This window comes from Micromonospora sp. NPDC051925, from assembly GCF_044548625.1.
GTDB lineage: Bacteria > Actinomycetota > Actinomycetes > Mycobacteriales > Micromonosporaceae > Micromonospora.
Genome location: NZ_JBIUCH010000001.1, coordinates 78,377 through 101,422, shown reverse-complemented (window position 1 = coordinate 101,422; position 23,046 = coordinate 78,377). Strand labels below are relative to the sequence as shown.

Here is a 23,046-nt window from a genome sequence, read left to right as displayed (position 1 = left end):
GTTTTGGTGCATCTCGTCGCGGCGGCCAGGTCCAGCGGGCGGGGGTCGGCGGGGCGGCGCGAACCGGCCGCGGTTACCGGTGTACGGGCAGGGTGAGAGGTACGGCCAGTAGACAACGGCCCGGCGGGGGCAGCCAGTCCACGTCCGGTCGGTCCGAAGGTCGGCGTCGCTCATCCTCGCCCCACCGGCCGGGGAGGGCCTGGGAGCATCGGGGCGCGGCTTAGGCCGCGCCCCGATTTTGTCTGTGCGGGTCGGTGCGGCCCGGCCCGGTGTCGCGTCAGTCCAGGTCGGACAGGTCGAGTACGAAGCGGTAGCGGACGTCGTTTCGGCGTAGGCGGTCGAGGGCCGTGTCCAGTCGTGCCGACGGGAGCACTTCGATGTCGGCGGCGATGGTGTTGTCGGCGCAGAACTGGAGCATCTCGGCTGTCGCGGGGCGCCCTGCGCTGCCCGCGGAGCTGAGCTTTTTGCGGCCGATGAGCAGGTCCGTCGCCTCGACGGTGACGGCGCCCAGGTGGCCGAGGAGGCTGAGGGTGCCGTCCATTGCCACCAGCTTCAGGTACGGGGCGAGGTCGTGTGGTGCGGAGATGGTGTCGATGACGACGTCGAAGGTGTCACGTGCGGTGGCCAGTTGCCGGGTGTCGGTGGAGTCGATGAGGTCGTGGGCACCGAGCCGGTGGGCGTCGTCGCGCTTGTCCTTGGTGCGGCTGAGGACGGTCGTGGTGGCGCCGAGGGCCACGGCCAGCTTGACCGCGAGGTGGCCCAGGCCGCCGAGGGTGGTCGAGCCGTCCTGCCGGTCGGTGCCGCCGTAGGTGAGGGTCGGGAAGGAGTGGCAGAAGTTCTGCTGGCCGGCCCGGCACATGGCGCAGGTGCCGCAGGAGTCGACGATGTTGCCCACCGCGACGCGGTCGCCGGTGGCGAAGGTGGTCACCTCGGGTCCGGTCTCGGTGACCACGCCGGTGAATTCGTGGCCGGGCACCAGGGGTGTCGTCGTGTGCGGGTCGTAGTGGTGCAGGAGCAACCCCAGACCTCGCGGGGCGCGCGACCTACCAGCGCATCCTGGACGCCGCCACCGAGGAGTTCGCCCGGCACGGCATCGCCGGGGGCGCGTATCGACCGGATCGTGACGGCGGCACGCACCAACAAGGCGCAGCTCTACGCCTACTTCGGCGACAAGGACCGGCTCTTCGACGCGATCTTCCTCAGCTCGCTGGAGCGCATCACCAACGTCGCGCCCATCGACGCCGACGATCTCGCCGACTGGGCCGTCCGCCTCTACGACGAGTACCTGCGCCGCCCCGACCTCATCCGGCTGGCGACCTGGACCCGACTGGAGCGTCGACCCACCGGGCACCTCGTCGAGACCCATCAGCACTACGACGATCGCAAGCTCACGGCCATCACCGAGGCCCAGGCCGCTGGGCGGGTCCGCGCGGGGGATCCGTTCGACATCATGGCCATGGTCATCGCCATGTCGATGGCCTGGTCACCGGTCAGCAACGTGTACGCGGCCAGCAGCCAGGAACCCGACGAGGCGCACGACCAGCGCCGCGCTCTGCTGCGCGACTGCGTCCGGAGAGCCACCGCCGCTGACGGAGCTGACGGCCACCCACCGCGGGAGACCGCTACGCAGGGGTGACTCGCGTGTCGGCAGGGTCACCCTCGATCCCCCGTGAACCGTGCCGGGGCGCAACGTGCGGGCCGACGAGCGCACGCCGGTCGTCGGAGCCGGGCGGGTAGCCTTCGGGCCGTGATCGTGGTGAGGTGCCGGTGACGACGCTCGACCGGGATGAGACCCGTACCCCGGTGGTGGTACGGCGCGGCGGCGCGGCGTTGCCGCTGCGGGTGGCGGTGCCGGTGGCGGTGGCCGCCGGGGTGGCGCTGCTGCTGGCGTTCCCGCCGTACGGGTGGTGGCCGCTGGCCCCGGTGGGGGTGGCCGGGTTGGCCGCGGCGGCGCACCGGCGTCGGCTGCGCGCCGGTGCCGGGCTGGGGTTCCTGACCGGGGTGGCGTTGTTCGCGCCGCTGCTGGAGTGGACCAACCTGCACACCGGTTACCTGCCGTGGGTGTTGCTGTCGTTGTTGCAGGCCGGCTACCTGGCGTTGCTGGGTGCCGCGACGGCGTGGGTGTCGCCGCTGGTGGACCGGTGGCGGTGGACGTGGCCGCCGGTGACCGGGGTGTTGTGGGTGGGGCAGGAGGCGCTGCGCGACCGTACGCCGTTCGGGGGGTTCCCGTGGGGGCGGTTGGCGTTCAGCCAGGACACGTCGCCGTTGCTGCGGTGGGCCTGGCTCGGTGGCGCCCCGCTCGTCACGTTCGCGGTCGCGGTGGCCGGGGGGTTGCTGGTGGTGGGGCTGTGGCGGCGCTGGCCGGGCCCGGACGGGGCGTGGCGGCCGGTTGCCGGGGTGGCCGCCGGGTTGCTGCTGCTGGTCGGGGCGGCGGCGTTGCCCACCGGTACGGGTGACGACGGCCGGTCGGTGCGGGTGGCCATCGTGCAGGGCAACGTGCCGCGGCTGGGCCTGGATTTCAACGCCCAACGGCAGGCGGTGCTCAACAATCACGTCGACGCGACGCTGAAGCTGGCCGCGCAGGTCGACGCCGGCACCGCGCAACGTCCCGACCTGGTGGTGTGGCCGGAGAACTCCTCGGACATCGACCCGCTGCGCAACACCGCCGCCGGGGAGCGGATCTCCCAGGCCGCCGACGCGATCGGGGCGCCGATCCTGGTCGGCGCGGTGCTCGTCGGCCCGGACGAGGGGCAGGTCCGCAACGCCGGGATCCTGTGGCGGCCGGGTACCGGCCCGGACCTGGAGCAGCTGTACACCAAGCGGCATCCGGTGCCGTTCGCCGAGTACGTGCCGATGCGGGCCCTGGCGCGGAAGATCTCCGCGCAGGTCGACCGGGTGCGTGCCGACTTCGTGCCGGGCGTGGCTCCCGGTGTGGTCGACGCCGGGGCGGCGGTGCTCGGTGACGTGATCTGCTTCGAGGTCGCCTACGACGGCCTGGTGCGGGACACCGTCGACGGTGGGGCGCAGTTGCTGGTGGTGCAGACGAACAACGCGACCTTCGACGTGGCGGAGGCCCGTCAGCAGTTGGCGATGGTGCGGTTGCGGGCCGTGGAGCACGGTCGTGCGGCGTTGATGGCCTCGACGGTCGGGGTGTCCGGGTTCGTCGCCCCGGACGGGCGGGTAAGCGACGCCACCGGGTTCAACACCCGGGCGGTGGTGGTGCGGCAGTTGCCGCTCACCGACGGGCGGACCCCGGCCACCCGGGCCGGGAGGTGGCCGGAGGTGGCCCTGGCGGGCCTGGCGGTGCTGGCCCTGGCCGGTGCGGTGGTGCTGCGCCGCAGCCGGCGGCGGGAGGTCACCGCCGTCGGTTGAGCCGGCAGAGACGGGGGAGACGGTGGGTGAGTCAGTCGGAGGGCAGCCGGGGGTGGGCCGGGTGCTGGTGGTGATCCCCACCTACAACGAGGCCGACAACGTCACCGACATCGTGGCCCGGGTCCGCCGGGCGGCGCCGGTGGTGGACGTGCTGGTCGCCGACGACAACAGCCCCGATGGCACGGGGGCGCTGGCCGAGGCGATGGCGGCCACCGATGCGCAGGTGCACGTGCTGCACCGGCCCGGTAAGGAGGGGCTGGGTGCGGCGTACCTGGCCGGGTTCGGGTGGGCGCGGCAGCGGGGTTACGACGCGGTGGTGGAGATGGACGCCGACGGGTCGCACGCCCCGGAGGATCTGCCCGTCCTGTTGGCGGCGGCCCGGGATGCGGATGTGGTGATCGGGTCGCGGTGGGTCGGTGGGGCGCGGGTGGTGAACTGGCCGTGGCGGCGGCTGCTGCTGTCGCGGTGCGGCAACCTGTACGCGCGGATGGCGTTGGGTGTGCCGGTGTCCGACGCCACGGGTGGGTTCCGGGTGTACCGGTTGTCGGCGTTGCGGGCGATGCGGTTGGAGTCGGTGTGCTCGCAGGGGTACTCGTTCCAGGTGGAGTTGTCGCGGCTGGCGCACCGGGCGGGCGCGCGGATCGTGGAGGTGCCGATCACGTTCGCCGAGCGGGAGCGGGGGGCCAGCAAGATGAGCCCGTTGATCGTGGCCGAGGCGTTGTGGCGGATCACCACCTGGGGGTTGCGGGACCGGCGTCCGGCGAGGTGGCGTCGCGGTCATGACCGGTGGCCGTGAGGTGGGGCGTGGCATGCTGGAGAGGCGGGCCTGTCGCCCCGGGCATTGTCCGACCGGTGGCGGTGATCGGGTGCCGCGCGACGCGGATGAGGTGAGATGCGCCGATACCTGAGGTTCGTGCCACCGGCCCTGCTGCTGGCGGTGGTGCTGGAGTTGGCGGTGTTCGTCGGGGTGGGCCGGGCCATCGGGTTCGGTTCGGCGGTGCTGCTGGTGTTCGCGGCGTCCCTGGTGGGGCTGGTGTTGCTGCGCCGGGAGGGGATGCGTGCCTGGCGGGGGTTCCGCACGTCGGTGGAGTCCCGGCAGCCGCCCGGTCGGCAGGTGACCGATGGTCTGGTCGGGTTGGCCGGTGCGTTGTTGCTGGCGACTCCGGGGCTGGTCAGCGGCCTGGTCGGGGTGCTGCTGCTGGTGCCGCCGCTGCGCCGGTTGGCGCGCTCCGGGGTGCAGCGGGCCACGGAGCGGCGGGTGTCGTCGATGGTCGCGGGTGACCTGTTCGGCCCGCGTACGGTGCGGGTGCGTCGCGGTGAGCCGGCGGCGGAGCCGCCGGTGGACGGTGACGTGGTGGCCCCGCCTTTGGTCGACGAGGGCCGGGCCATCGAGGGGGAGATCGTGGAACCCCGCCGGCCCTGAAAGCCGGATCGGATACGGAACGACGATGGCGCCCCCGGGAGGATCCTCCCGGGGGCGCCATCGTCGGTGCTGGTCAGGCGCGGCCGCGGCGGGTGCGGACCTCCTGGAGCCGTTCGGCGAGGATGTCCTCCAGCTCGGCGATGGAGCGCCGCTCCAGCAGCATGTCCCAGTGGGTACGCGGCGGCTTGGCCTTCTTCTGCTCGGGTTCGGTGCCGTCGACGAGCCGGGCGACGCTGCCGTCGAACTTGCACTCCCAGGTCGTGGGGACCTCGGCGTCGACGGCGAAGGGGACCTCGAACTGGTGGCCCTTGGCGCAGAGGTACTCGCGGGTCTGGCGCGGCGCGAGCTCCGTGTTGCGGTCGGATTCGTAGCTGACCGCGCCCAGTCGGCTTCCGCGCAGCATGCGCTCGCCCATGATCGACTTCCCCTCGTTCGTGGTGCAGGTCTACCGGTGTAACGGCCGGTCACCGCTGGGGCATTCCCGCCCGGCGGGTGGAACGACCCCCGCAAGGGTAGCCGGCCACCACAGCGACCCGGCGGGGTCGTCCCCGGCCGGGTCGAATCGGTGCAGTCTTCGGTGTTCACCGGGGATGGTAGCCGTCCGAGCCGAGTCCGGCGGCGACGATGAGCAACGCCACGCCGGCCGTCGCCCGCCGGTCACCCGGCGATCCTGTTCCTGCGGCCGGCCGGTGTTCCCGACGGGCCGCCCGGCGCGCGACGGTCCGGTCGGGGCCCGCCCGCGACGGCCGGTGGCGATAGCATCCGCGGCATGGCCACCACCGTGCATCCCGGCGCGTGCCCCCTGGACTGCCCGGACACCTGTGTCTGGCAGCTCACCGTCACCGACGGGCAGCCGGTGGCGCTGCGCGGCGACCCCGGGCACCCGTTCACCCGCGGCGCGTTGTGCGGCAAGGTCAACCGCTACCTCGACGCGGTCACCGGGCCCGACCGGTTGACCACCCCACTGGTGCGGGTCGGCCCCAAGGGTGTCGGGCCGGTGTCGTACCGGCCGGCGAGCTGGGACGAGGCGGTGCGCCGGGTCGCCGACGGGCTGCGTGCGAGCATCGACCTCCACGGCCCGGAGTCGGTCCTGCCGTACTACTTCGCCGGCACCATGGGTTTCGTGCAGGGCTGGACGATGGGTCCCCGGCTCTTCGCCCACCTCGGGGCGTCCCGGTTGCGCACCACCATCTGCACCGCTGCCTCCCGGGCCGCCCTGGGCTCCCTCTACGGCGGGTCCGTCGGCTTCGAACCGGAGTCGGTGGTCGAGGCGAAACTGATCATCCTGTGGGGGGCGAACCTGCTCTCCACCAACCTGCACCACTGGCCGTTCGTGCGGCAGGCCCAGCAGCGCGGCGCGTACGTCGTCACCATCGACCCGCTGCGCACCGACACCGCCGCCCGCAGCGACGAACACGTGGCGCCGCTGCCGGGCACCGATGCCGCCCTCGCCCTGGGGCTGATGCGCCACGTGCGGGACCTCGGTGGCGCGGACCGGCCCTGGCTGGCCGCGCACACCGTCGGCTGGGAGCGGCTGGAGGCCCGCCTGGACGAGTGGCCGGTGTCGCGCGCCGCCGCCGAGTGTGGCCTCGACGTCGACGTGGTGCGCCGCCTCGGCGCGCGGATCGCCACCAGCCGCCCCACCGCCATCCGCATCGGGCTCGGCCTGCAGCGGCACGCCGGCGCCGGGCAGGCGGTCCGGGCCATCGCGGCGATCCCCCTGGTCACCGGGGACTTCCGCTATCCCGGCGGTGGGGCGCTGGCCACCACCAGCGGCCACCACCGCATCGACCCCGACCGGGTGGCCCGGCCCGCCGGGATGCCCGCCCCGGCGGCCCGGTCGATCAACATGAGCCGGCTCGCCGCCGCGCTCACCGACGAGGCCGACCCGCCGGTCACCTCGCTGGTGGTCTTCGACTCCAACCCGGTCGCCACCGTGCCCGACCAGAACCGGCTGCGCCGCGGGCTGACCCGGGCCGACCTGTTCACCGTGGTGCTGGAGCAACGCTGGACCGACACCTGCGACTTCGCCGACGTGGTGCTGCCCGCCACCATGCAGCCCGAACACCTCGACCTGCACACCTCCTACGGTCACCACTACGCCACCCTGAACCTGCCGGTGCTCACCCCGCCGGGGCAGGCGCTGCCCAACACCGAGATCTTCCGCCGGATCGCCGCCGCCCTCGGGCTGGACCATCCTCGGCTGCGTGACAGCGACGAGGACCTGGCCCGGCAGCTGCTCGACGGCAGTGGGATCAGCTACGAACAGTTGACGCGCAGCACGTACGCCCGGTCCACCGGCGTCGCGGTGGGCACCGCCCCGTACGCCGAGGGGGGCTTCCCCAGCCACGACGGGCGGGCCCGGTTCCACGACCCCCGGCTGACCGCGCAAGGGGTCGACCCGCTCGTCGGCTACACCCCGCCGGCCGAGGTCGGTGACGCGGCGCTGGCCCGCCGGTTCCCCCTGGCGCTGATCTCCCCGGCCGGCCGGTTCTTCCTCAACTCGACGTTCGCGTCGCTGCCCTGGCACCGGGGTCGCACCGGCCCGCCCCGCATCCACCTGCATCCCGTCGACGCCGCCGCCCGGGGCCTGGCCGACGGTGACCCGGCGCGGGTGCACAACGACCGGGGCGAGTTCCTGGCCACCGTCGCCGTGGACGAGGCCACCCGCCCCGGGCTGGCCTTCACCTACAAGGCGTACTGGGCGCGGTTGAGCCCCGGCGGCAGCACCGTCAACGCGGTCACCGGGGTCCGCGACACCGACCTCGGTGGTGGGCCGACGTTCCACGACACCCGGGTCGAGGTGCACGCCGCCGGGCCGCTCCCCGAACCGGCCGATGCGCCACCGGCGGACGGAAGACCGGTCACCCCGGTCGCGGCTCAGCCGCGCTGAGTCGTACCGCCGAGTCGGGCCAATGCGGTGGCCAGGTCGCTGACCTGGTCGGCGAGCTGACCGGCCCGCCGCTGAGCGGCGTCGCGGTCGGCCTGCGCCGCCGGCAGCAGCCGGTCCAGTTCGGCCAGCCGGGCCCGGTCGGCGGCCATCGTCTGGTGTGCCTGCGCCAGTTCGGCGTGCGCCTGCGCGAGTTCGGCGGTCAGGGCGTCCACCCGGACAAGGGCGGCGGCCAGGTCCTCACCGGCGCGGGCGGTCAGCGCGGCGGTCTCCTGCCGGGCGGCGTCGGTGTCGGCCCGCGCGGCGGCGGCCTCCCGGCGGGCCGCCTCGGCGTCGGCTCCGGCCTGCCGGGCCTGCTGCCCGGCGGTGTCGGCCTCGGTGCGGGCCGCCACCGCGTCGGCGCGGGCCCGCCGGGTCTCCTCCCGGGCGGCGGTGGCCTCGGCGTCGGCCCGCTGGGCGTCGGCCTGCTGCCGGGCGGCGTCGGCGCGGGCGGCGTCACGTTCGGCGGTCAGGTCGGCGGCGCGCTGCCGCTCGGCGTCCCGCTCAGCGCGCAGGGTACGCAGTTCGTGGCGGGCGGCGTCGCGGTCACGTTCGGCCTGCACCCGCAGCGCCTGCGCGGCGCTGGCGTCGCGGCGGGCCGCGTCGGCGGCGGCGTCGGCCTGCCCGGCCCGCTCCTGCGCGGCGGCGGCGCGGGCGTCGGCCTGCGCCGCGCGGGCCTGCGCGGCGTCGGCGGCGGCGGTCGCGGCCCGGGTCTCCTGCCGGGCCCGGGTGGTCTCGGCGGCGGCCGTCTCGGCGGCCTCGCGGGCCTCGTCGCGGGCGGTGTGGGCCTGGGCGATCTGCGTGGCGGCGTCGGCACGGGCCTGGGCGAGCTGCCGCTCCACCCCGACCGGGGACAACTCGGCGTGCAGCGCCTCGGTGAGGGTTTCCACGACCTGGTCGAGGCGGTCGACGGCCTCCCAGGTGCGGGCCACCTGCCCGGGTAGACCGGGGGCGTTGCGGTGGCGCATCCGTGAGTTGCGCGACGCCCGCTGGCAGGCGCCGTCGTTGTCCCGGCAGTAGCGGAACGGACGCCCCGCGCCGGCGCGTTGCGGCACGTCACGTCCGCAGTGGGCGCAGGGGCGGGTGTCGGCGGGGGAGGGCTGCGGGTCCATCGACGGGGAAGTCTAGGGCCTGCGGCGACACGCGGGTCAGCCCACCCGGGCGGCCCGGTCCAGGGTGTAGCGGCGTTGCTGGAGCAGCGCGCCGACCATCAGCACGGCGGGCAGCAGACCGAAGCCGTACCGGACTGCGGCCAGCGCGGTGCCGGACTGGAGCACGGTCTGCCCGGCGGTGGAGGCGACGAACCCGCCGGCGGCCAGGCACAGCGAGTACGCCCACGCCCCGAGCGCCCCGCCGAGCGCCTCGGTGGCCGTCCACACCCCGGTGTAGGTGCCGGCGGCGCCGCCACCGGCGCGGATCGCGTCGGGCAGCATCGCGAAGGGCAGCAGTTGCATGCCGGCGAACGCCACCCCGAGCACCACCACCGCGGCGACCAGCACCGGCAGCCCGGCCGCCGCGCCGACGGCCAGGACCAGCGACCCGACGGCGAACGCGGCCTGCGCGGCGAGCAGCGCCCGCTGCTTGCCGACCCGGCGGGCCACCGCCAGCCAGCCGGGGGTGACCAGCAGCGCCGGGGCGACGAAGGCGGCCACCAGCACGGTGGTCAGCTCCGGTCGGCCCAGTTCGTACTCGGCGTAGTAGGGGGCGCCGGCGAGCACCAGGTGGGTGGTGGTGGACATGGTCAGGTAGGCGGTGACCAGCCGGCGGAACTGCCGGTCCCGCAGGGTGGCGAGCAGTGCCCGCCGGCCGCCCTCGGGCGCGGCGGGGGCTGCGGCGGCGACCCGCCGCAGCCGGGTGATGCCGGCGACACCGACCAGCATCGCGGCGAGCATCCCCACGGCCAGCAGCATCCCCATCCGCCGGTAGCCGTCCCGGGTGGCGTCGTTGCCGCCGGTCAGCAGCGGCGCCAGCAGCCCGGAGACGAGGATGCCGACGGTCAGCACCACCATCCGGAAGGCCATCAGCCTGGTCCGCTCGTGGTAGCCGATCCGCAGGTCGGCGGGGGTGGCCAGGTAGGGGACCTGGTAGGCGGCGAAGAGCAGGTTCGCGGCGACGAACGCCACGGCCACCCAGGCGGCGGCCGGCCCGCCGGTCCACCCGGCGGGCACCGCGAACAGCGCGGCGAATCCGGCCGGCAGCGCGCAGCCGAGCAGCAGCAGCCGACGTCGGTCGCCCCGGCGGGCCTGCTCCACGTCGCAGCGGTGCCCCACCCACGGGTGCAGCAGCACGTCGGCGACCTTCGGCAGCAGCAGGGCCAGCCCGGCCAGCCACGGGGTGACGGCCAGCACGTCGGTGAGGAAGTAGAGCAGCAGCAGCCCGGGGACGGTCACCCAGACGCCCATGCCGAGGGAACCGGCCGCGAAGCCGAGCAGCGGTCCCCGGGGCAGCGCGGTGGCGTCGCCGGTACGCGGGTCCTGTCCGGCCATCGCCGCCACCTCCCGGCCAATCCAACGATCGTCGGATTGTAGGGGCAGAATGGCGGCCATGACCATCGCCCGTCGCCGTCCGGGCCGGCCCCGGCGGGACCAGAGCCGACCGACCCGCGAGGTGGTGCTCGCCGCCGCGACCGAACTGTTCGCCCACCGTGGCTTCGACGCCGTCGGGTTGCGGGAGGTCGCCGCCGCCGCCGGGGTCGACGTGGCCACGGTCGCCCACCACACCGGTACGAAGGCGCAGCTCTACGACGCCTGCTTCGCCCGGGTCTTCGCCGCCGAGCAGGAGGTGCTGCACGCCGCTGCCGAATCGGCCCGGTCGGCGTTGTCCGCCGGGCCGCAGGCCGCCCGGCAGGCCCTGCACGACCTGGTCGACGTGTTCGTCGACTTCTCCGAGGACCGGCCGGAGACCACCGCGCTGTGGCTGCGACGCTGGTTGGAGCCACAGCGTCACGCCGAGCTCGACGCCCGCTACGCGGTGCCGTTGTACCGGCTGGTCACCGACCTGCTCGTTGCCGCCGCGCAGGCCGGGGCGCTGGTCGAGCCGACCCCGCACACGACGGTGCGCAGCCTCGTCTGGGCGGTGCACGGGCACGTGGTGGCGTTGGTCGCCGCCGACGGCTCGCCGGCGCGGGAGCGACGGGAGTTCCGGGCGTTCGTGCACCGGTTCCTCGATGCCCTCTACGGCCCGGCCGGGTCTTGACGGGCCGTCGCCCCCCGGCCATTATCCGACAGTCGTTGGATTGAGGGGAGGGGGTCGGTGATGGCGGGGCCGCAGCCCACGGTGGCGGTGATCGGGGCGGGCGCGGCCGGCCTGGCCACCCTCAAGGCGCTCGCCGACGCGCAGGTGCCGGCCGTCTGCTTCGACTCCGGCGACCGGGTCGGCGGCCTGTGGGTGTACGGGGCTCCCGGCTCGCCCGCGTACCGCACGCTGCACCTGAACACCAGCAGGACGCGTACCCAGTTCGCCGACCACCCGATGCCCGCCGACTGGCCCGACTACCCCGACCACGCCCGGGTCGCCGGCTGGCTCGCCGACTACGCCGACCGGTTCGCCCTGACCGGGGCGGTCCGGCTGCGGCACACCGTCGACCGGGTGGTGCCCGAACGCGGTGACCGGTGGACCGTGCACGCCGACGGCCCGGACGGCCCGACCGCCGTCACCGTCGACGCGGTGGTCGTCGCCAACGGCCACAACCGGGTGCCCCGACCACCGCAGCCGTATCCGGCGGGTGTGAGCACCGCGAAGCAGCTCCACAGCCACGCCTACCGCAGCCCGGAGCAGCTCGCCGGTCGGCGGGTCCTCGTCGTCGGCGGCGGGAACTCGGCGATGGACATCGCCGTCGACGCCTCGTACACCGCAGACCGGACCCTGCTGTCGCTGCGCCGGGGTGTCTGGGTGGTGCCCAAGCACCTGCTGGGCCGCCCGTCGGACACCCTCAACGGCGCGCTCGCCCGGCGGTTGCCGTGGCGGCTGCGCCAGCGGATCAGCCAGGCCCTGCTCACCGCCACCGTCGGCGACCCCACCCGCTACGGGCTGCCCGCCCCCGCCCACGGGTTCCTCCAGGACCATCCCACCCTCTCCGACGGGCTGCTGTCCCGACTGGCCCACGGCGAGATCCACCCCCGCCCCGGCATCGCGGCCCTCGACGGCGACCGGGTCACCTTCACCGACGGCCGCACCGACGAGGTCGACCTGATCATCTGGTGCACCGGTTACCGGGTGGAGATCCCGTTCCTCGACCCGGCGCTGCTCGGCGACGGCGCCGACACCCTGCCGCTGTACCGGCACGTCTTCCACCCCGACGTGCCCGGCCTGGCCTTCGTCGGGCTGATGCAGTCGACCGGTGCGGCGTTCCCGCTGGTGGAGGCGCAGGCCCGGCTGGTCGCCGCGCACCTCGCCGGCCGGTACGCGCTGCCCGACCCGGCCCGGCAGCACGCCGACATCCGCGCCGAGCGACGCGCCGCCACGCAACGGTGGGGTCAGCGACGGCCCGCCATGCGGGTCGACTTCGACAGCTACCTGCACCAGCTCGGCCGGGAACTGACCGCCGGGTTCCGGCGTGCCGCACGCGGCGGAGAGCCTGCCGGGGTCGCCGTGGTGACCGGATCGGCGGACAGCGGGAGGAACGGATGACCGACCTGCACGGACGACGGGTGGTCGTCACCGGCGCGCGGGGCACCTTCGGCCGGCAACTCTGCGCCACCCTGCACGCCGCCGGCGCCAGGGTGGTCGGGCTCGACCGGTACCCGGGCACCACCGCCGGGGTGGTGGTGCTGGGCTGCGATCTGACCGACGCCACGGCGGTGCCGGTCGCGGTGCGCGCCGCCGTCGACCGGCTCGGTGGGCTCGACCTGCTGGTCAACAACGCCGGCGTCGGCGGCCCCGCCCCCGCCGAACTGCCCCCCGACGACACCGTGCGCCAGCAGTTGGAGGTGAACCTGCTGGCCGCCTGGCGGACCACCGCCGCCGCCCTGCCCGACCTGATCACCGCCCGCGGCCGGGTGATCTTCGTGGCCAGCCGGATGGCCGTGCTGCCGCTGCCGCTGGCCGCCGCGTACGGGGTCAGCAAACGCGCCCTCGTCGGGTACGCCGACGCGCTGCGCCACGAGGTCGGCACCCACGTCGGCGTCAGCGTGGTCTACCCCAGCATGGTCGCCTCACCGATCCACGACAGCACCACCGAGGCCGGCTTGTCGCTGCGCGGGGTGTCCCGGGTCGAGCCCGTGCAGGGTGTCGTCGCGGCCATCGTCCGGGCGGCCACCGCCCGGCGGGCGCCCCGCGACGTCGCCACCACCCGCCGTGGCCGGCTGGAGCTGGCCCTGGCCCGGCACGCCCCCGCCCTCACCGACCGGGTGGTCCGGCGGGCCGTCGCCGGGCGGATCGCCGCCGGGGACCTCGACGCCGCCCCGCTGGCCGCCGGGATGGTCCGCCGGTACCGCGACCGTTGACCCCGGCCGGGGTGGTGAGCAGCCGGCATCCGTGGTGCCGCGCCGACGTGCGGTGACCGGTCAGCCGCCGAAGGCCACCCGCACCGCCGTGCCCACCGGCAGGTCGACCACGGTGTCGCCGTAGGGGCTGCGGACCTGCACCCGCTGGTCGGTCGCGGCGACCAGCCGGGCGGTGACCCGACCGTCGCCCCAGGTCAACTCCTCGACGGTGAGCCGGCCCCGGCAGGTCACCCCGCGCAGCACCCCCCGGTCCAGGCCCGGCGGCAGCGCCGGCAGCAGCCGCAGCAGCCCCGGCCGGGACTGCACCAACGACTCGATCAGCACCGCCGGCAGGGTGTGCGCGGCGTCGGCGTTGTAGGTCACCCGGCCCGGGTTGTGGGCGCTCATCAGCGACCGGAAGAACATGTCGGCGGCGACGATCCTCCGCAGGGTCGCCCCGACGAGCGGCCCGTCGCCCAACCGGGCCGCCACCAGGGCCCGGTGCAGACTGCCGTGCGCCGAACCGTCCTCGTCGCCGCGTACCACCAGCGCCCGGTGGGCCGCCTCGGCCAGCTCCGGGGTGTCGTCCGGGTCGATCTCCCCGAGCGGCCACACCGGATAGAGATGACTGACGTGCCGGTGGTCGTCGTCGGGGCGGTAGCCGGGCCAGGCCCACTCGGCCAGCGCGCCCCGCTCGTCGACGCGGTAGTCGGGCAGCCGGGCCCGCAGCGCCACCCACCGGTCCGATCCGGTCACCTCGGCCGCCACCGTCATCGCGTGCCGCGCGGCGGCGACGTCCATGGTGGCGTTCACCGCCACGGGCACCGGTCGGCCGGCGTCGTCCAACGGCCCGGTCTCCGCAGAGTACGAGGGCACCAGCACCACCTGCCCGTCGACCTCGGTGACGACGTCGGCGAAGAAGTCCGCCACCTCGGCCAGCCAGCCGGCCACCTCCCCGAGCGGCTCCCCGGTCACCTGGTGGTGTTCGTACAGCGGGTGCAGCAGCCAGTCGGCGCCGGCCAGCCAGGCGGTGAACGGCCAGTGCGGATGGACGTGGAACAGGTGCCCGTTCTCACCGTCGGTGCGGCTGGGCGCCAGCAGACCCCGTGCCCCGTACACCGCGCGGGCGTTGCGCCGCCAGTGGTCGACCTGGGCGCGGACCAGCCGGGCGTGCGCCGCGGTCACCTCCGGCAGCGCGCCGACGTTCGCGCCGGCCAGTTGCAGGTTGAGGTTCGCGTCGGTGGTGAAGTCCCCGGCCCAGGCGGCGTCCCAGGACCCCAACCAGATCCCGGTCAGCCGGGGCGGCAGCACCCCGCTGGCGCTGAACAGCAGGTATCGGCCCGCGTGGAAGAGCCGTTCCACAAGCGCCGGGTCCAGCCGGTCGGGGGTGGCGAGCTGCCGGGCGATCAACTCACCCACCGGGAGGTCCCGGTCCGCCGCCGGCACCGCCAGATCCAGGTCGACCCGGCGGTACGGTTCGGTGTGCCGCGCGACGTGCCGGGCCAGCAGCGTCGGGTAGTCGGTCGCGCCGTCGACCAACCGCCGTTCCCGTTCGGCGGTGCACCAGCGGGGGGTCTCGGTCCGGTGCAGGACTGTGGTCAGCAGCGCCGGCCCGTGCACCAGCACCCGGTCACCGGCGGGTTCGACGTCCCCGCGCACCAGGGTCAACCCCTCGAAGCCGTACGCCCCGCCGGCGTCCGGGTAGTGGCCGCGTACCCGCAGGAACACCTGCCCGTCGCGGCGGTACGCGGTGGTCTCGTAGCGCACCGTCTCGGGGCGGCCCGGCAGGTCCCCGGTGCCGCCGACGACACACGAGCCCTGGTCGAGGTGGGTGACGACCAACCGGTCGGCACGGGAGACGAAGCTGCGCCGTAGCCCGCCGGACCAGCGCACCACCACCTCGCCGGTGGTGAAGTCGGTGTGCCGCCGGTAGTCGTGCACCGGGGTCGGTGCGGCGTCGACGGTCACCGCGAACCCGGGGTGGTACGACTGTGTCCACACCAGGTCCCGGCCGCCGGTGAGCAGCGCGCCGGCCTCGGCCCGCCGGCCGGCGAGGACGAGTTCCCGGACTCGGGGCAGCAGCGCGGCCAACTGCGGGGGTCGGGCGTCGCGGGTGCCGTTGGGCAGCACGAACCGGTGGTGGTTGCACACCAACCGCTCGGCGTGCGGGTCACCGGGCACCATCAGTCCGTACTCGCCGTTGCCGGTGAGGAACGCGTCCCGCCAGTCGGCGGCGGGGGCGTCGTCCCAGATGCGGTGCGCCGACGGTGGTGGCCCGCCGGTCACCGCCGGGCCCGCAGGGTGGGCGCGGTGGTGCTGTCCCGGATGGTCAGCCGGGGTGGCAGCAGGGTCACCTCCGGTACCGGCTCGTCGTGCAGCTTGCGCATCAGCAACGCCACCGCCTGCCGGCCGATCTCCTCGGCGGGCACCGGCACCGAGGTGAGCCGGGGTGCGGCCTGCTCGGCGAACTGGTCGGGGCAGATCGCCACCACCGACATGTCCTGCGGCACCTGCCGCCCGAGGGTGGGCAGAGCGGCCAGCACCGGCCCGACGGCCGCCTCGTTCTGCACCACCAACGCGGACAGGTCGGGGTGCCGGTCGAGCAGGGCGGCCAGTTCCTGACGGATCGAGGCCGGACCCTCCTCGAAGGGCTGGGTGACCACCGTGACGCCGTGCCGGTCGGCGGCGGCGGCCACCCCGGCGCGGGTGCGGTGGGCGAAGCCGGTGCCCCGGTCGTAGACGGCGGCCGGGGCGCCGAGCAACGCCACCCGGCGGTGCCCGAGCCGGGCCAGGTGTTCCACACACACCTGCCCGGCGCGGTGGAAGTCCAGGTCCACACAGGTCAGCCCGGTGGGGTCGGCGGGCACGCCGATCAGCACGCTGGGCCGGGCCAGGTCCCGCAGCAACGGCACCCGGGAGTCGTCCAGTTCGACGTCCATCACCAGCACCCCGTCGACCATGGCGCTGCCGGCGATGCGGCGCAGCCCGGACGGCCCCTCGTCGGAGGTGACCAGCAGCACGTCGTGGTCGAACCGGCGGGCCGTGGTGACCACCGCGATGGCGAACTGCATCACCACCGGCACCTGCATGCCGGCGCGCAGCGGCAGCACCAGCGCGATGGTGTTGGCCCGTCGGCTGGCCAGCGCCCGTGCCCCGGCGTTCGGGTGGTAACCCAGCTCCCGGATGCTGGCCAACACCCGGGTACGGGTCACCTCGGAGATGGCCCGCTTGCCGCTGAGCACGTACGACACGGTGCTCACGGCCACCCCGGCGTGCCGGGCCACGTCGACGATGGTGACCTGGTCGGGCGACTTGCGGTTGCGCCCGGTTGCGCCGGTCACCGCGACCCACCGCCGGCCCGTACCGCCGGGCGGGGCTGCGCGGCCGGGTTGCCGGCGTGCACGGTCACCGCGCCGACCGCCCGGATGTCCCGGGCGGAGCGGCCGACCAGCAGGGTGTGCGTGGCGTCCTCCACCACCGGGCCGCCGCGCTGCTCGTCCCACCAGGCCAGCTCGGTGGTACGCAGCCGCAGGGTGACCGTCCGGCGTTGGCCGGGGGCGAGGGTGAGCCGGGCGAAGTCGCGCAGTTGCCGCAGGGGCTGCTTGACCCGGGAACGTCGCTGCCGGGTGTAGAGCTGCACGATCTCCTCGCCCTCCCGGTCGCCGGTGTTGGTGACCTCGACGCTCACCTCGACCTCGTCGCCGGCGGTCACCGTCGGCGTGCTCACCCGAAGGTCAGCGTAGTCGAACTGGGCGTAGCTCAGGCCGTGGCCGAACGGGTACAGCGGCTCGCCCCGGTAGTACAGGTAGGTGGTGTCGGCGTCGATCACGTCGTAGTCGAGCAGGTCGGGCAGCTCCGCGACGTCGGCGTACCAGGTCTGGGTGAGCCGGCCACCGGGGTCGGCCGCGCCGAACAGCACCTGCGCCAGGGCGGTGCCGTGTTCCTGCCCGCCGTGCGCCGACCACAGCACCGCCGGTAGCTGCTCCTGCGCCCAACCCACCGCGTACGGGTAGCTGCTGGTGAGCACCAGCACCGTACGGGGGTTCGCGGCGTGCACGGCGCGCAGCAACCGGTCCTGCCCGCCCGGCAGGGCCAGGTCGACCCGGTCCTCGGTCTCCCGGCCGTTGACCATCGGGTGGTTGCCGAGGACGACGACCGCCACGTCGGCGGCGGCGGCCAGCGCGGCGGCCTCGGCCGCGCCGTCGACGACCAGTTCGACGGTGAACCCGGTGGCGGTGTCCGGGTCGGTGGCGTCGGCGCGCAGCCGACCGTCGTCGTCGACCCGCACGTACGCGCCGGTGGCGAGGTGGTGCAGCAGCGCCGTGCCGTCGGGGCGGTGGTGGAACCGGAAGGTCTCCCGGACCACCCAGCCGCCCGGTCCGGGGCGGTCGTTGGCCAGCGCCCCGTCGTCGTCGGCGCCGACGTGCCGGCCGTTGGCGACCGCGCGCAACGCCACCACGTCGCGTCCCCAGTCGAACACGTCGAACCAGGTGCCGTCGCGGCCGTCGTCGGCGGTCAGCGGCCCGCCCTCCGACGAGCGGGGGCAGCGTACGTACCGGTCGCCGACGCGCAACGCGATCCGGTCGGTCCCGGCGTGGTGGGTGACCGTCGGGAGCAGCCGGGCCAGGCCCTCCCGGGCGGTGACCGCGTACGGCAGGGCGCCGCAGTACCAGTCCTCGTAGACGATGTCGGCGAGCGGGCCGAGCACCGCCACCCGGGGCGGCGTGGCAGCCGGCAGCGGCAACAGCCCGTCGTTGCGCAGCAGCACGATCGACTGTCGGGCGGCCTCGCGGGCCAGTTCCCGGTGGGCGGGGCTGTCGAGCACGTCGGGGGACACCCCGGCGAACGGGTCCTTCCCGGGTGGGTCCAGGTCGCCCAGGCGGATCCGGACGGTGAGGATGCGCCGCACCGCCCGGTCCACGTCGGACTCGTCGATCAACCCCCGGTCGAGGGCCTCGGTGAGCCGCCGTACGGTCTGTCCGCTGTCGGCGTCGTCCTCGGTGAAGTTGTCGATGCCGGCGCGCAGGGCGGCGGCGAAGCCGGTGACGTGGTCGGGCAGGTGGCCCTGCACCCCGGCGATGTTGGTGACCGCCCCGGCGTCGCCGACCACCATCAGCTCGTCGGAGGTCCACCGCCGCAGCTCGGTGTCCAGCAGCGGGGTCAGGTGCGCGGGCACCCCGTTGACCAGGTTGTACGAGGCCATCACGGCGACCGCCGCGCCGGCGGCGAGCGGGGCGCGGAACGCCGGCAGCTCGTACTCGTGCAACACCCGGGGTGGCAGGTCGCTGGAGGTGGTGGCCCGGTCGGTCTCGTTGTTGTAGCCGAGGAAGTGCTTGACCGTCGGGGCGGTGCGCAGCCGGACGGGGTGGTCGCCGCGCAGCCCGAACGCGTAGGCGGTGGCGAGCCGGCCGGTCAGCCACGGGTCCTCCGACCAGCCTTCCTCGTTGCGACCCCACCGGGGGTCGCGCAGCGGGTTGACCACCGGCGCCCACACGTTGAGTCCGACGGCGACCGGGTCGGCCTGGTGCTTGACCCGGACCTCGTCGCCGACGGCGGCGCCCACCGCCCGGATCAGCTCGGGGTTCCAGCTGCTGGCCAGGCCGACGGCCTGCGGGAAGACGGTGGCCGGGCCGAGCCAGGCGACCCCGTGCAGCGCCTCGGTGCCGGTGCGGAAGCCGGGCAGGCCCAGGCGTGGCACGGGGGCCTGCCACTGGTGCAGCAGGCCGAGCTTCTCGGGCAGGGTGAGCTGGGCCAACAGGTCGTCGGCCTGCGCCTGGGGGGACGGTCCGGTGGCGCGGTCGGTGGGGTCGTTCATCTGCGTTTACCTTCCGGTGGGCTCGCGGTGAGGCGCCGGCCGGCAGTCGAAGCGCTTCAACAGCCGTGAGGACGTGCGGCATTGCGCGATGGTGGGGCCGACAGTCGTCGGCCCGGAGCGGCGAAGCGCTTCGACGACTGCGGAAAACATGCCGCCCCGGGTGCCCGAACGACGGGGCGGCGGTTCGAGGTTGGCACCTGCGCGTCGGCCGGTCAAGGGGTGACCGATACCCGGATCAGCCGACCGGGAGTCGACCGGCCTCGATGGTGGCCAACGCGGCGGTCGCGCCGCCCAGCGCGGTGGCGGTGGAGTCCAGCGTGGAGACGTCGAGCCGGCAGCCACCGGCCTGCGGGGCGAGGGTCCGCGCGACCAGCTCCGTCCGGGCCGCCGGCAGCAGCCAGGGCGCCAGGGTGGCCAGGTGCCCACCCACCACGATCGCCTCGGGGTTGAGCAGGTTGGCCAGGACCGACGCCCCGTGACCGAGGTGCTGGCCGATCTCGGCGAGCCCCGCCAGCACGGACGGATCCCCCTGCCGGGCCAACGCCACGATCCGGTCGACCTCCGGCAGGTAGTCGGTGACCGGGCCGTCCTGCGCGGTGTCGGGGAGCAGGCGGGCGACCACGGCCGGCAGCGCGATCAGCGCGGACAGGCAGCCGCGTCGCCCGCACGGGCACCGCGACCCGGCCGGGTCGAGGCAGAGGTGGCCGAGCTCGCCGGCGTGGCCCCGGCTGCCGCGCAGCAGCCGACCGCCGGCGAGCACCCCGGCGCCGACGGAGACACCGCCGGTGAGGTGGACCAGGTCGGTGGTCCCGGCGTACGCGCCGTGTCGCTGCTCGGCGAGGACGGCGAGGTTGGCGTCGGTGTCGACGGCGACGGTGAAACCGGTCTCCCGCAGCGCGGCCCGCAGGTCGGCGGCGAGCGGCACGTCGCGCCAGCCCAGACCGCTGGCCAGCGGCACGCCCCCGGCGTTGTCGACCAGGCCGGGCACCCCGACGGTGAGGCCGAGCACGGTACGCCCCTGCCCGGTGACCCGACCGATCGCGCGCCGGGCCAGGGTGACCAGGGCCCGGACGGTCTCGGCGGGGGAGGCGGTGGGGGCGGGGAACGCCCGTCGCCAGGTGAGCAGCCGGTTGCCGCCCAGGTCCACCGCGACCACCACCAGGTCGTCCGCCCCGATCTGCAGACCCAGCGCCGCGTACGGGGCGCCGTCGAGGACGAGCATGGTGGCCGGTCGCCCGACCCGGTTCTCGGTCAGCCCGGTCTCGCGGACCAGCCGCCGGTCGAGCAGCTCGCTGACCAGGCTGGAGACGGTGGCCTTGTTGAGCCCGGTGGTGGCGGCGATGTCGGCCCGTGAGCAGGGCGCGTGCAGGCGGACGTGCCGCAGGACCACGGCCCGGTTGGCCACCCGGACGTCGCCCAGGTCGGTCGGCTGCGGTTCGTTGTGGATGCTGATCACGATCTGCCCGCTCCCTGCGCCCTACGGTGTGGGTGGTGCCGCGCCGGTGCATCATCGCCCACCGCCACCGCGGGCGGGTACGCCGTGGCGGCGGGGAGCGACGACGTCGGCGGGCCGGTGCACCGTCGGGAAGTCTATTCGGCTGGAAACTCAACTAATTCTAGCGGTACGCCCGGGTCCGGCACACCCGCGTGGTGCCCGACACCACCACTGCGGGGCCGGACACGGCGCGGGTGGTTCAGTGGCGCGGGAACCAGTCCTCGAACGGTGTCCCGGTGACCGGTTCGCCGTTGAGCAGCAGTTGCCGCGGGGCGCTCCCGCCGACCACGCTCAGCCGCCGTACCCGCAGCGGCCCGTCGGTGCGCACCCGCAACGTGTCGCCGTCGCGGACCGCCTCCACCACCGTGTCGCCGTCGACGTCGTGCACCACCGTCCGGGTGTGCACGCCACCCCAACTGACCAGGGTGACGTCGTCGAACGGCCCGTCGGTGACGGTGCCGGCCGGCGGCACGACCGGGACCAGCGCGCCGTGGCGCACGTAGAGCGGCATCCGGTGCAGCGGCACGGTCACCCGCAGGTGCCGGCCACCGGGATGCCGCTCACCGGTGCCGACGTCGATCCAGTCGTCGCCGGTGGGCAGGTAGACGGCGCGCTGCCCGGACGGGTCGGTGACCGGGGCGACGAGCAGGTCGGTGCCGAGCCGGTACTGCAGGTCGGTCGTCCACGCGGTCGGGTCGTCGGGGGTGTCGACGAGCAGCGCCCGCATCATCGGCGCCCCGGTGCGCGCCGCCTCCACCGCCGCCGACCACAGGTACGGCATCAGCCGGTAGCGCAGCCGCAGGGCGGACACCGCGTCCCGCTCGGTCTCGGCGGGGAAGTCCCAGGGCAGCCGGCTGGTGGTTCCGTGCAGCCGCACCAGGGGTGACAGCGCCCCGAACTGGGTCCACCGCACGTACAGCTCCGGGTCCGGGGTGCCGTGGAAGCCCCCGGTGTCGTGACTCCAGAACGGCACCCCGGACAGCCCGTGCGACAACCCGCCGCGCAGGGTGCTGGCCAGTCCGGGCCAGGTGGCGTTGACGTCCCCGCTCCACTGCGCGCTGTGCCGCTGCCCACCCAGGTACGACGAGCGGGCCCACACCGTGCGGTGCCCGGCCACCTCCTCGGTGAGGTCGGCGACGAGGTCGTTGAAGAGCAGGGTGTAGACGTTGTGCAGTTCGACGCCGGTCATCCCGTTGTGTGCCACCGCGTCGGCCGGCACCGCCTCGGCGAAGTCGGTCTTGAACACCGCCACCCCCTGCTCGAGCAGCGGTCGCAGCAGTCCCCGGAACCAGGCGACCGCGTCGGGGTTGGTGAAGTCGACGATGGCGCTGGCCGGGTAGCTGCCGTGCCAGACATTGGCGACGTACGTGCTGCCGTCGGCGCGGTGCAGGAAGTACCCGGCCCGTGCCGCCTCGGCGTAGAGCGGGCTGTCCGTCATCAGGTACGGGTTCATCCAGAGGCAGACCCGGAAGCCCTGCCCGGTGAGGGTCTCCAACATCCCGGTCGGGTCGGGGAACGCCTCGTCGTCCCAACGCAGGTCCGACCAGCGGCCGGCGACCTGCCAGTAGCAGTCCAGGTGCAGCACGTCGCAGGGGATGTCCCGCTCCCGGATGCGGCGGGCCCGCTCCAGCACCCGCTGCTGGCTGTCGGGGAAGAACCCGGAGGAGATCCAGGCCCCGAAGGCCCACTTCGGCGGCAGGTACGGCCGGCTGGTCAACTCGTCGAAGCGGTCCAGCACCTCGGTGGGGGTGGGGCCGGCCAGCACGTAGTAGTCGATCAGGTCGTCCGGGACGAGGATCTGCACGGTGCTGTGGGTGGACTGGCATACGTCGAACTGCACCGGCATGCCGCTGTCGACCAGCACCCCGTAGCCCCGGTTGGACAGGTAGAACGGCACGTTCTTGTGGGAGCGGTCGGACTCGCCGCCGAAGGCGTCGTAGTTCCACATCAGCGCCCGCTGGCCGCGCTTGTCCAGCGGGGTGAACTTCTCCCCGAAGCCGACGAACCGTTCGTCGCCGAACGCGACGAAGCTCTCGTGCCAGGCGACGTGCGTGCCGTCGGCGCTGCTGCGGCCGAACGGCAGGGTGCGGCGTCGGCCGCTGATGTCCCGGGTGCCCGGGTCCTGGTCGATCAGCACCCGGCCGTCGGGGGCGAGGAACCGCAGGTGCCACGGGTCGAGGCGGATCTCGGCGACGGCCGCCCCGGCGTCGATGTGCACGTGGGTGTCGTCCACGGTGATCGCGGCGAGGTGGGCCCGGGGGTGGACCAGGGGCAGGGCGCGGGCCGAGCGGGTGCGGGCCTGCGGGTCGTCGGTGAGGCGTACCCGGATCACGCCGTGCCCGGCGGCGTCGACCCGGACCACCAGACTGCCGCCGTCGGACAGGCCGGCCTTGAACGTCACACCGTGCGCATCGGTGGCGACGACCTCGGCCCGGCCGACCGTGGCCACCCCGTCCTCCCCCGGCTGCCGTACGGGCAGGTCGGGTGGGTCGGCCACGAAGGTCTCGTACGGGACCAACGGCGGTCGGTACGGCATCGGCGTCTCCTCTGGAGCTTTCCGGCGGTACCGACAGTTTCTTTGCCTTCCCA

The 23,046-nt window shown here is 74.7% G+C and carries 17 protein-coding genes; 8 read left to right on the top strand and 9 right to left on the bottom strand.

Annotation, left to right across the window (positions count from 1 at the left end; all coding sequences use genetic code 11):
- Positions 1–277: 277 nt before the first annotated feature.
- Positions 278–1,018: a zinc-binding dehydrogenase gene (locus tag ACIG87_RS00520; RefSeq protein ID WP_396846773.1), complete on the bottom strand. Its 741-nt coding sequence runs from the start codon at positions 1,016–1,018 to the stop codon at positions 278–280.
- Between the two features lie 102 nt (positions 1,019–1,120).
- On the opposite strand from ACIG87_RS00520, the gene ACIG87_RS00515 reads away from it, so the two are divergent.
- The 4 genes from ACIG87_RS00515 to ACIG87_RS00500 all read left to right on the top strand — a co-directional run bounded on the left by ACIG87_RS00515 (position 1,121) and on the right by ACIG87_RS00500 (position 4,795).
- Positions 1,121–1,636 (top strand): TetR/AcrR family transcriptional regulator, encoded by a 516-nt coding sequence (locus tag ACIG87_RS00515; protein WP_396846771.1) that lies wholly within the window; start codon positions 1,121–1,123, stop codon positions 1,634–1,636.
- A gap of 131 nt (positions 1,637–1,767) precedes the next feature.
- Positions 1,768–3,372, top strand: a complete 1,605-nt coding sequence (gene lnt / locus ACIG87_RS00510; protein ID WP_396846769.1) for an apolipoprotein N-acyltransferase — start codon at positions 1,768–1,770, stop codon at positions 3,370–3,372.
- Positions 3,373–3,394: 22 nt separating this feature from the next.
- Positions 3,395–4,168 (top strand): polyprenol monophosphomannose synthase, encoded by a 774-nt coding sequence (locus tag ACIG87_RS00505; RefSeq protein ID WP_396846767.1) that lies wholly within the window; start codon positions 3,395–3,397, stop codon positions 4,166–4,168.
- A gap of 96 nt (positions 4,169–4,264) precedes the next feature.
- Entirely contained in the window at positions 4,265–4,795 is a 531-nt protein-coding gene (locus ACIG87_RS00500; RefSeq protein WP_396846765.1) for an FxsA family protein, read from the top strand.
- Between the two features lie 73 nt (positions 4,796–4,868).
- Here the strand turns inward: ACIG87_RS00500 and ACIG87_RS00495 are convergent, their stop codons facing one another.
- Entirely contained in the window at positions 4,869–5,210 is a 342-nt protein-coding gene (locus ACIG87_RS00495; protein ID WP_007070998.1) for an RNA polymerase-binding protein RbpA, read from the bottom strand.
- A gap of 354 nt (positions 5,211–5,564) precedes the next feature.
- Here ACIG87_RS00495 and ACIG87_RS00490 point away from each other — a divergent pair, with 354 nt between their 5' ends.
- Positions 5,565–7,688: a molybdopterin-dependent oxidoreductase gene (locus ACIG87_RS00490; RefSeq protein WP_396846763.1), complete on the top strand. Its 2,124-nt coding sequence runs from the start codon at positions 5,565–5,567 to the stop codon at positions 7,686–7,688.
- On the opposite strand, the gene ACIG87_RS00485 is transcribed toward ACIG87_RS00490, so the two are convergent.
- A complete protein-coding gene (locus ACIG87_RS00485) occupies positions 7,676–8,836 on the bottom strand; it encodes a hypothetical protein (protein ID WP_396846761.1) in 1,161 nt (386 codons plus the stop codon). The two genes, ACIG87_RS00490 and ACIG87_RS00485, sit on opposite strands and share 13 nt — an antisense overlap.
- Before the next feature lie 36 nt (positions 8,837–8,872).
- On the bottom strand, positions 8,873–10,210 hold the full coding sequence (locus ACIG87_RS00480) for an MFS transporter (protein ID WP_396846760.1): 1,338 nt from the start codon (positions 10,208–10,210) through the stop codon (positions 8,873–8,875).
- Positions 10,211–10,268: 58 nt separating this feature from the next.
- Here ACIG87_RS00480 and ACIG87_RS00475 point away from each other — a divergent pair, with 58 nt between their 5' ends.
- The 3 genes from ACIG87_RS00475 to ACIG87_RS00465 are packed head-to-tail and all read left to right on the top strand — an operon-like array spanning position 10,269 to position 13,168.
- Complete coding sequence (locus ACIG87_RS00475; RefSeq protein WP_396846758.1) at positions 10,269–10,919, top strand: TetR/AcrR family transcriptional regulator; 651 nt, start codon at positions 10,269–10,271, stop codon at positions 10,917–10,919.
- Between the two features lie 60 nt (positions 10,920–10,979).
- On the top strand, positions 10,980–12,353 hold the full coding sequence (locus ACIG87_RS00470) for a flavin-containing monooxygenase (RefSeq protein ID WP_396846756.1): 1,374 nt from the start codon (positions 10,980–10,982) through the stop codon (positions 12,351–12,353).
- Positions 12,350–13,168, top strand: a complete 819-nt coding sequence (locus ACIG87_RS00465; RefSeq protein WP_396846754.1) for an SDR family NAD(P)-dependent oxidoreductase — start codon at positions 12,350–12,352, stop codon at positions 13,166–13,168. Before ACIG87_RS00470 ends, ACIG87_RS00465 begins: the two co-directional genes overlap by 4 nt.
- A gap of 60 nt (positions 13,169–13,228) precedes the next feature.
- Here the strand turns inward: ACIG87_RS00465 and ACIG87_RS00460 are convergent, their stop codons facing one another.
- The 5 genes from ACIG87_RS00460 to ACIG87_RS00440 form a co-directional block, all read right to left on the bottom strand.
- Positions 13,229–15,433: a glycosyl hydrolase family 95 catalytic domain-containing protein gene (locus ACIG87_RS00460; RefSeq protein WP_396846752.1), complete on the bottom strand. Its 2,205-nt coding sequence runs from the start codon at positions 15,431–15,433 to the stop codon at positions 13,229–13,231.
- Positions 15,430–16,488, bottom strand: a complete 1,059-nt coding sequence (locus ACIG87_RS00455) for a LacI family DNA-binding transcriptional regulator (protein WP_396846750.1) — start codon at positions 16,486–16,488, stop codon at positions 15,430–15,432. The genes ACIG87_RS00460 and ACIG87_RS00455 overlap by 4 nt, the downstream gene beginning before the upstream one ends.
- Entirely contained in the window at positions 16,485–18,962 is a 2,478-nt protein-coding gene (locus ACIG87_RS00450) for a beta-glucosidase (RefSeq protein ID WP_396846749.1), read from the bottom strand. Before ACIG87_RS00450 ends, ACIG87_RS00455 begins: the two co-directional genes overlap by 4 nt.
- A 235-nt stretch (positions 18,963–19,197) precedes the next feature.
- Positions 19,198–20,418 (bottom strand): ROK family protein, encoded by a 1,221-nt coding sequence (locus ACIG87_RS00445; protein WP_396846747.1) that lies wholly within the window; start codon positions 20,416–20,418, stop codon positions 19,198–19,200.
- A gap of 238 nt (positions 20,419–20,656) precedes the next feature.
- Positions 20,657–22,993: a TIM-barrel domain-containing protein gene (locus ACIG87_RS00440; RefSeq protein ID WP_396846746.1), complete on the bottom strand. Its 2,337-nt coding sequence runs from the start codon at positions 22,991–22,993 to the stop codon at positions 20,657–20,659.
- Positions 22,994–23,046: the final 53 nt, after the last annotated feature.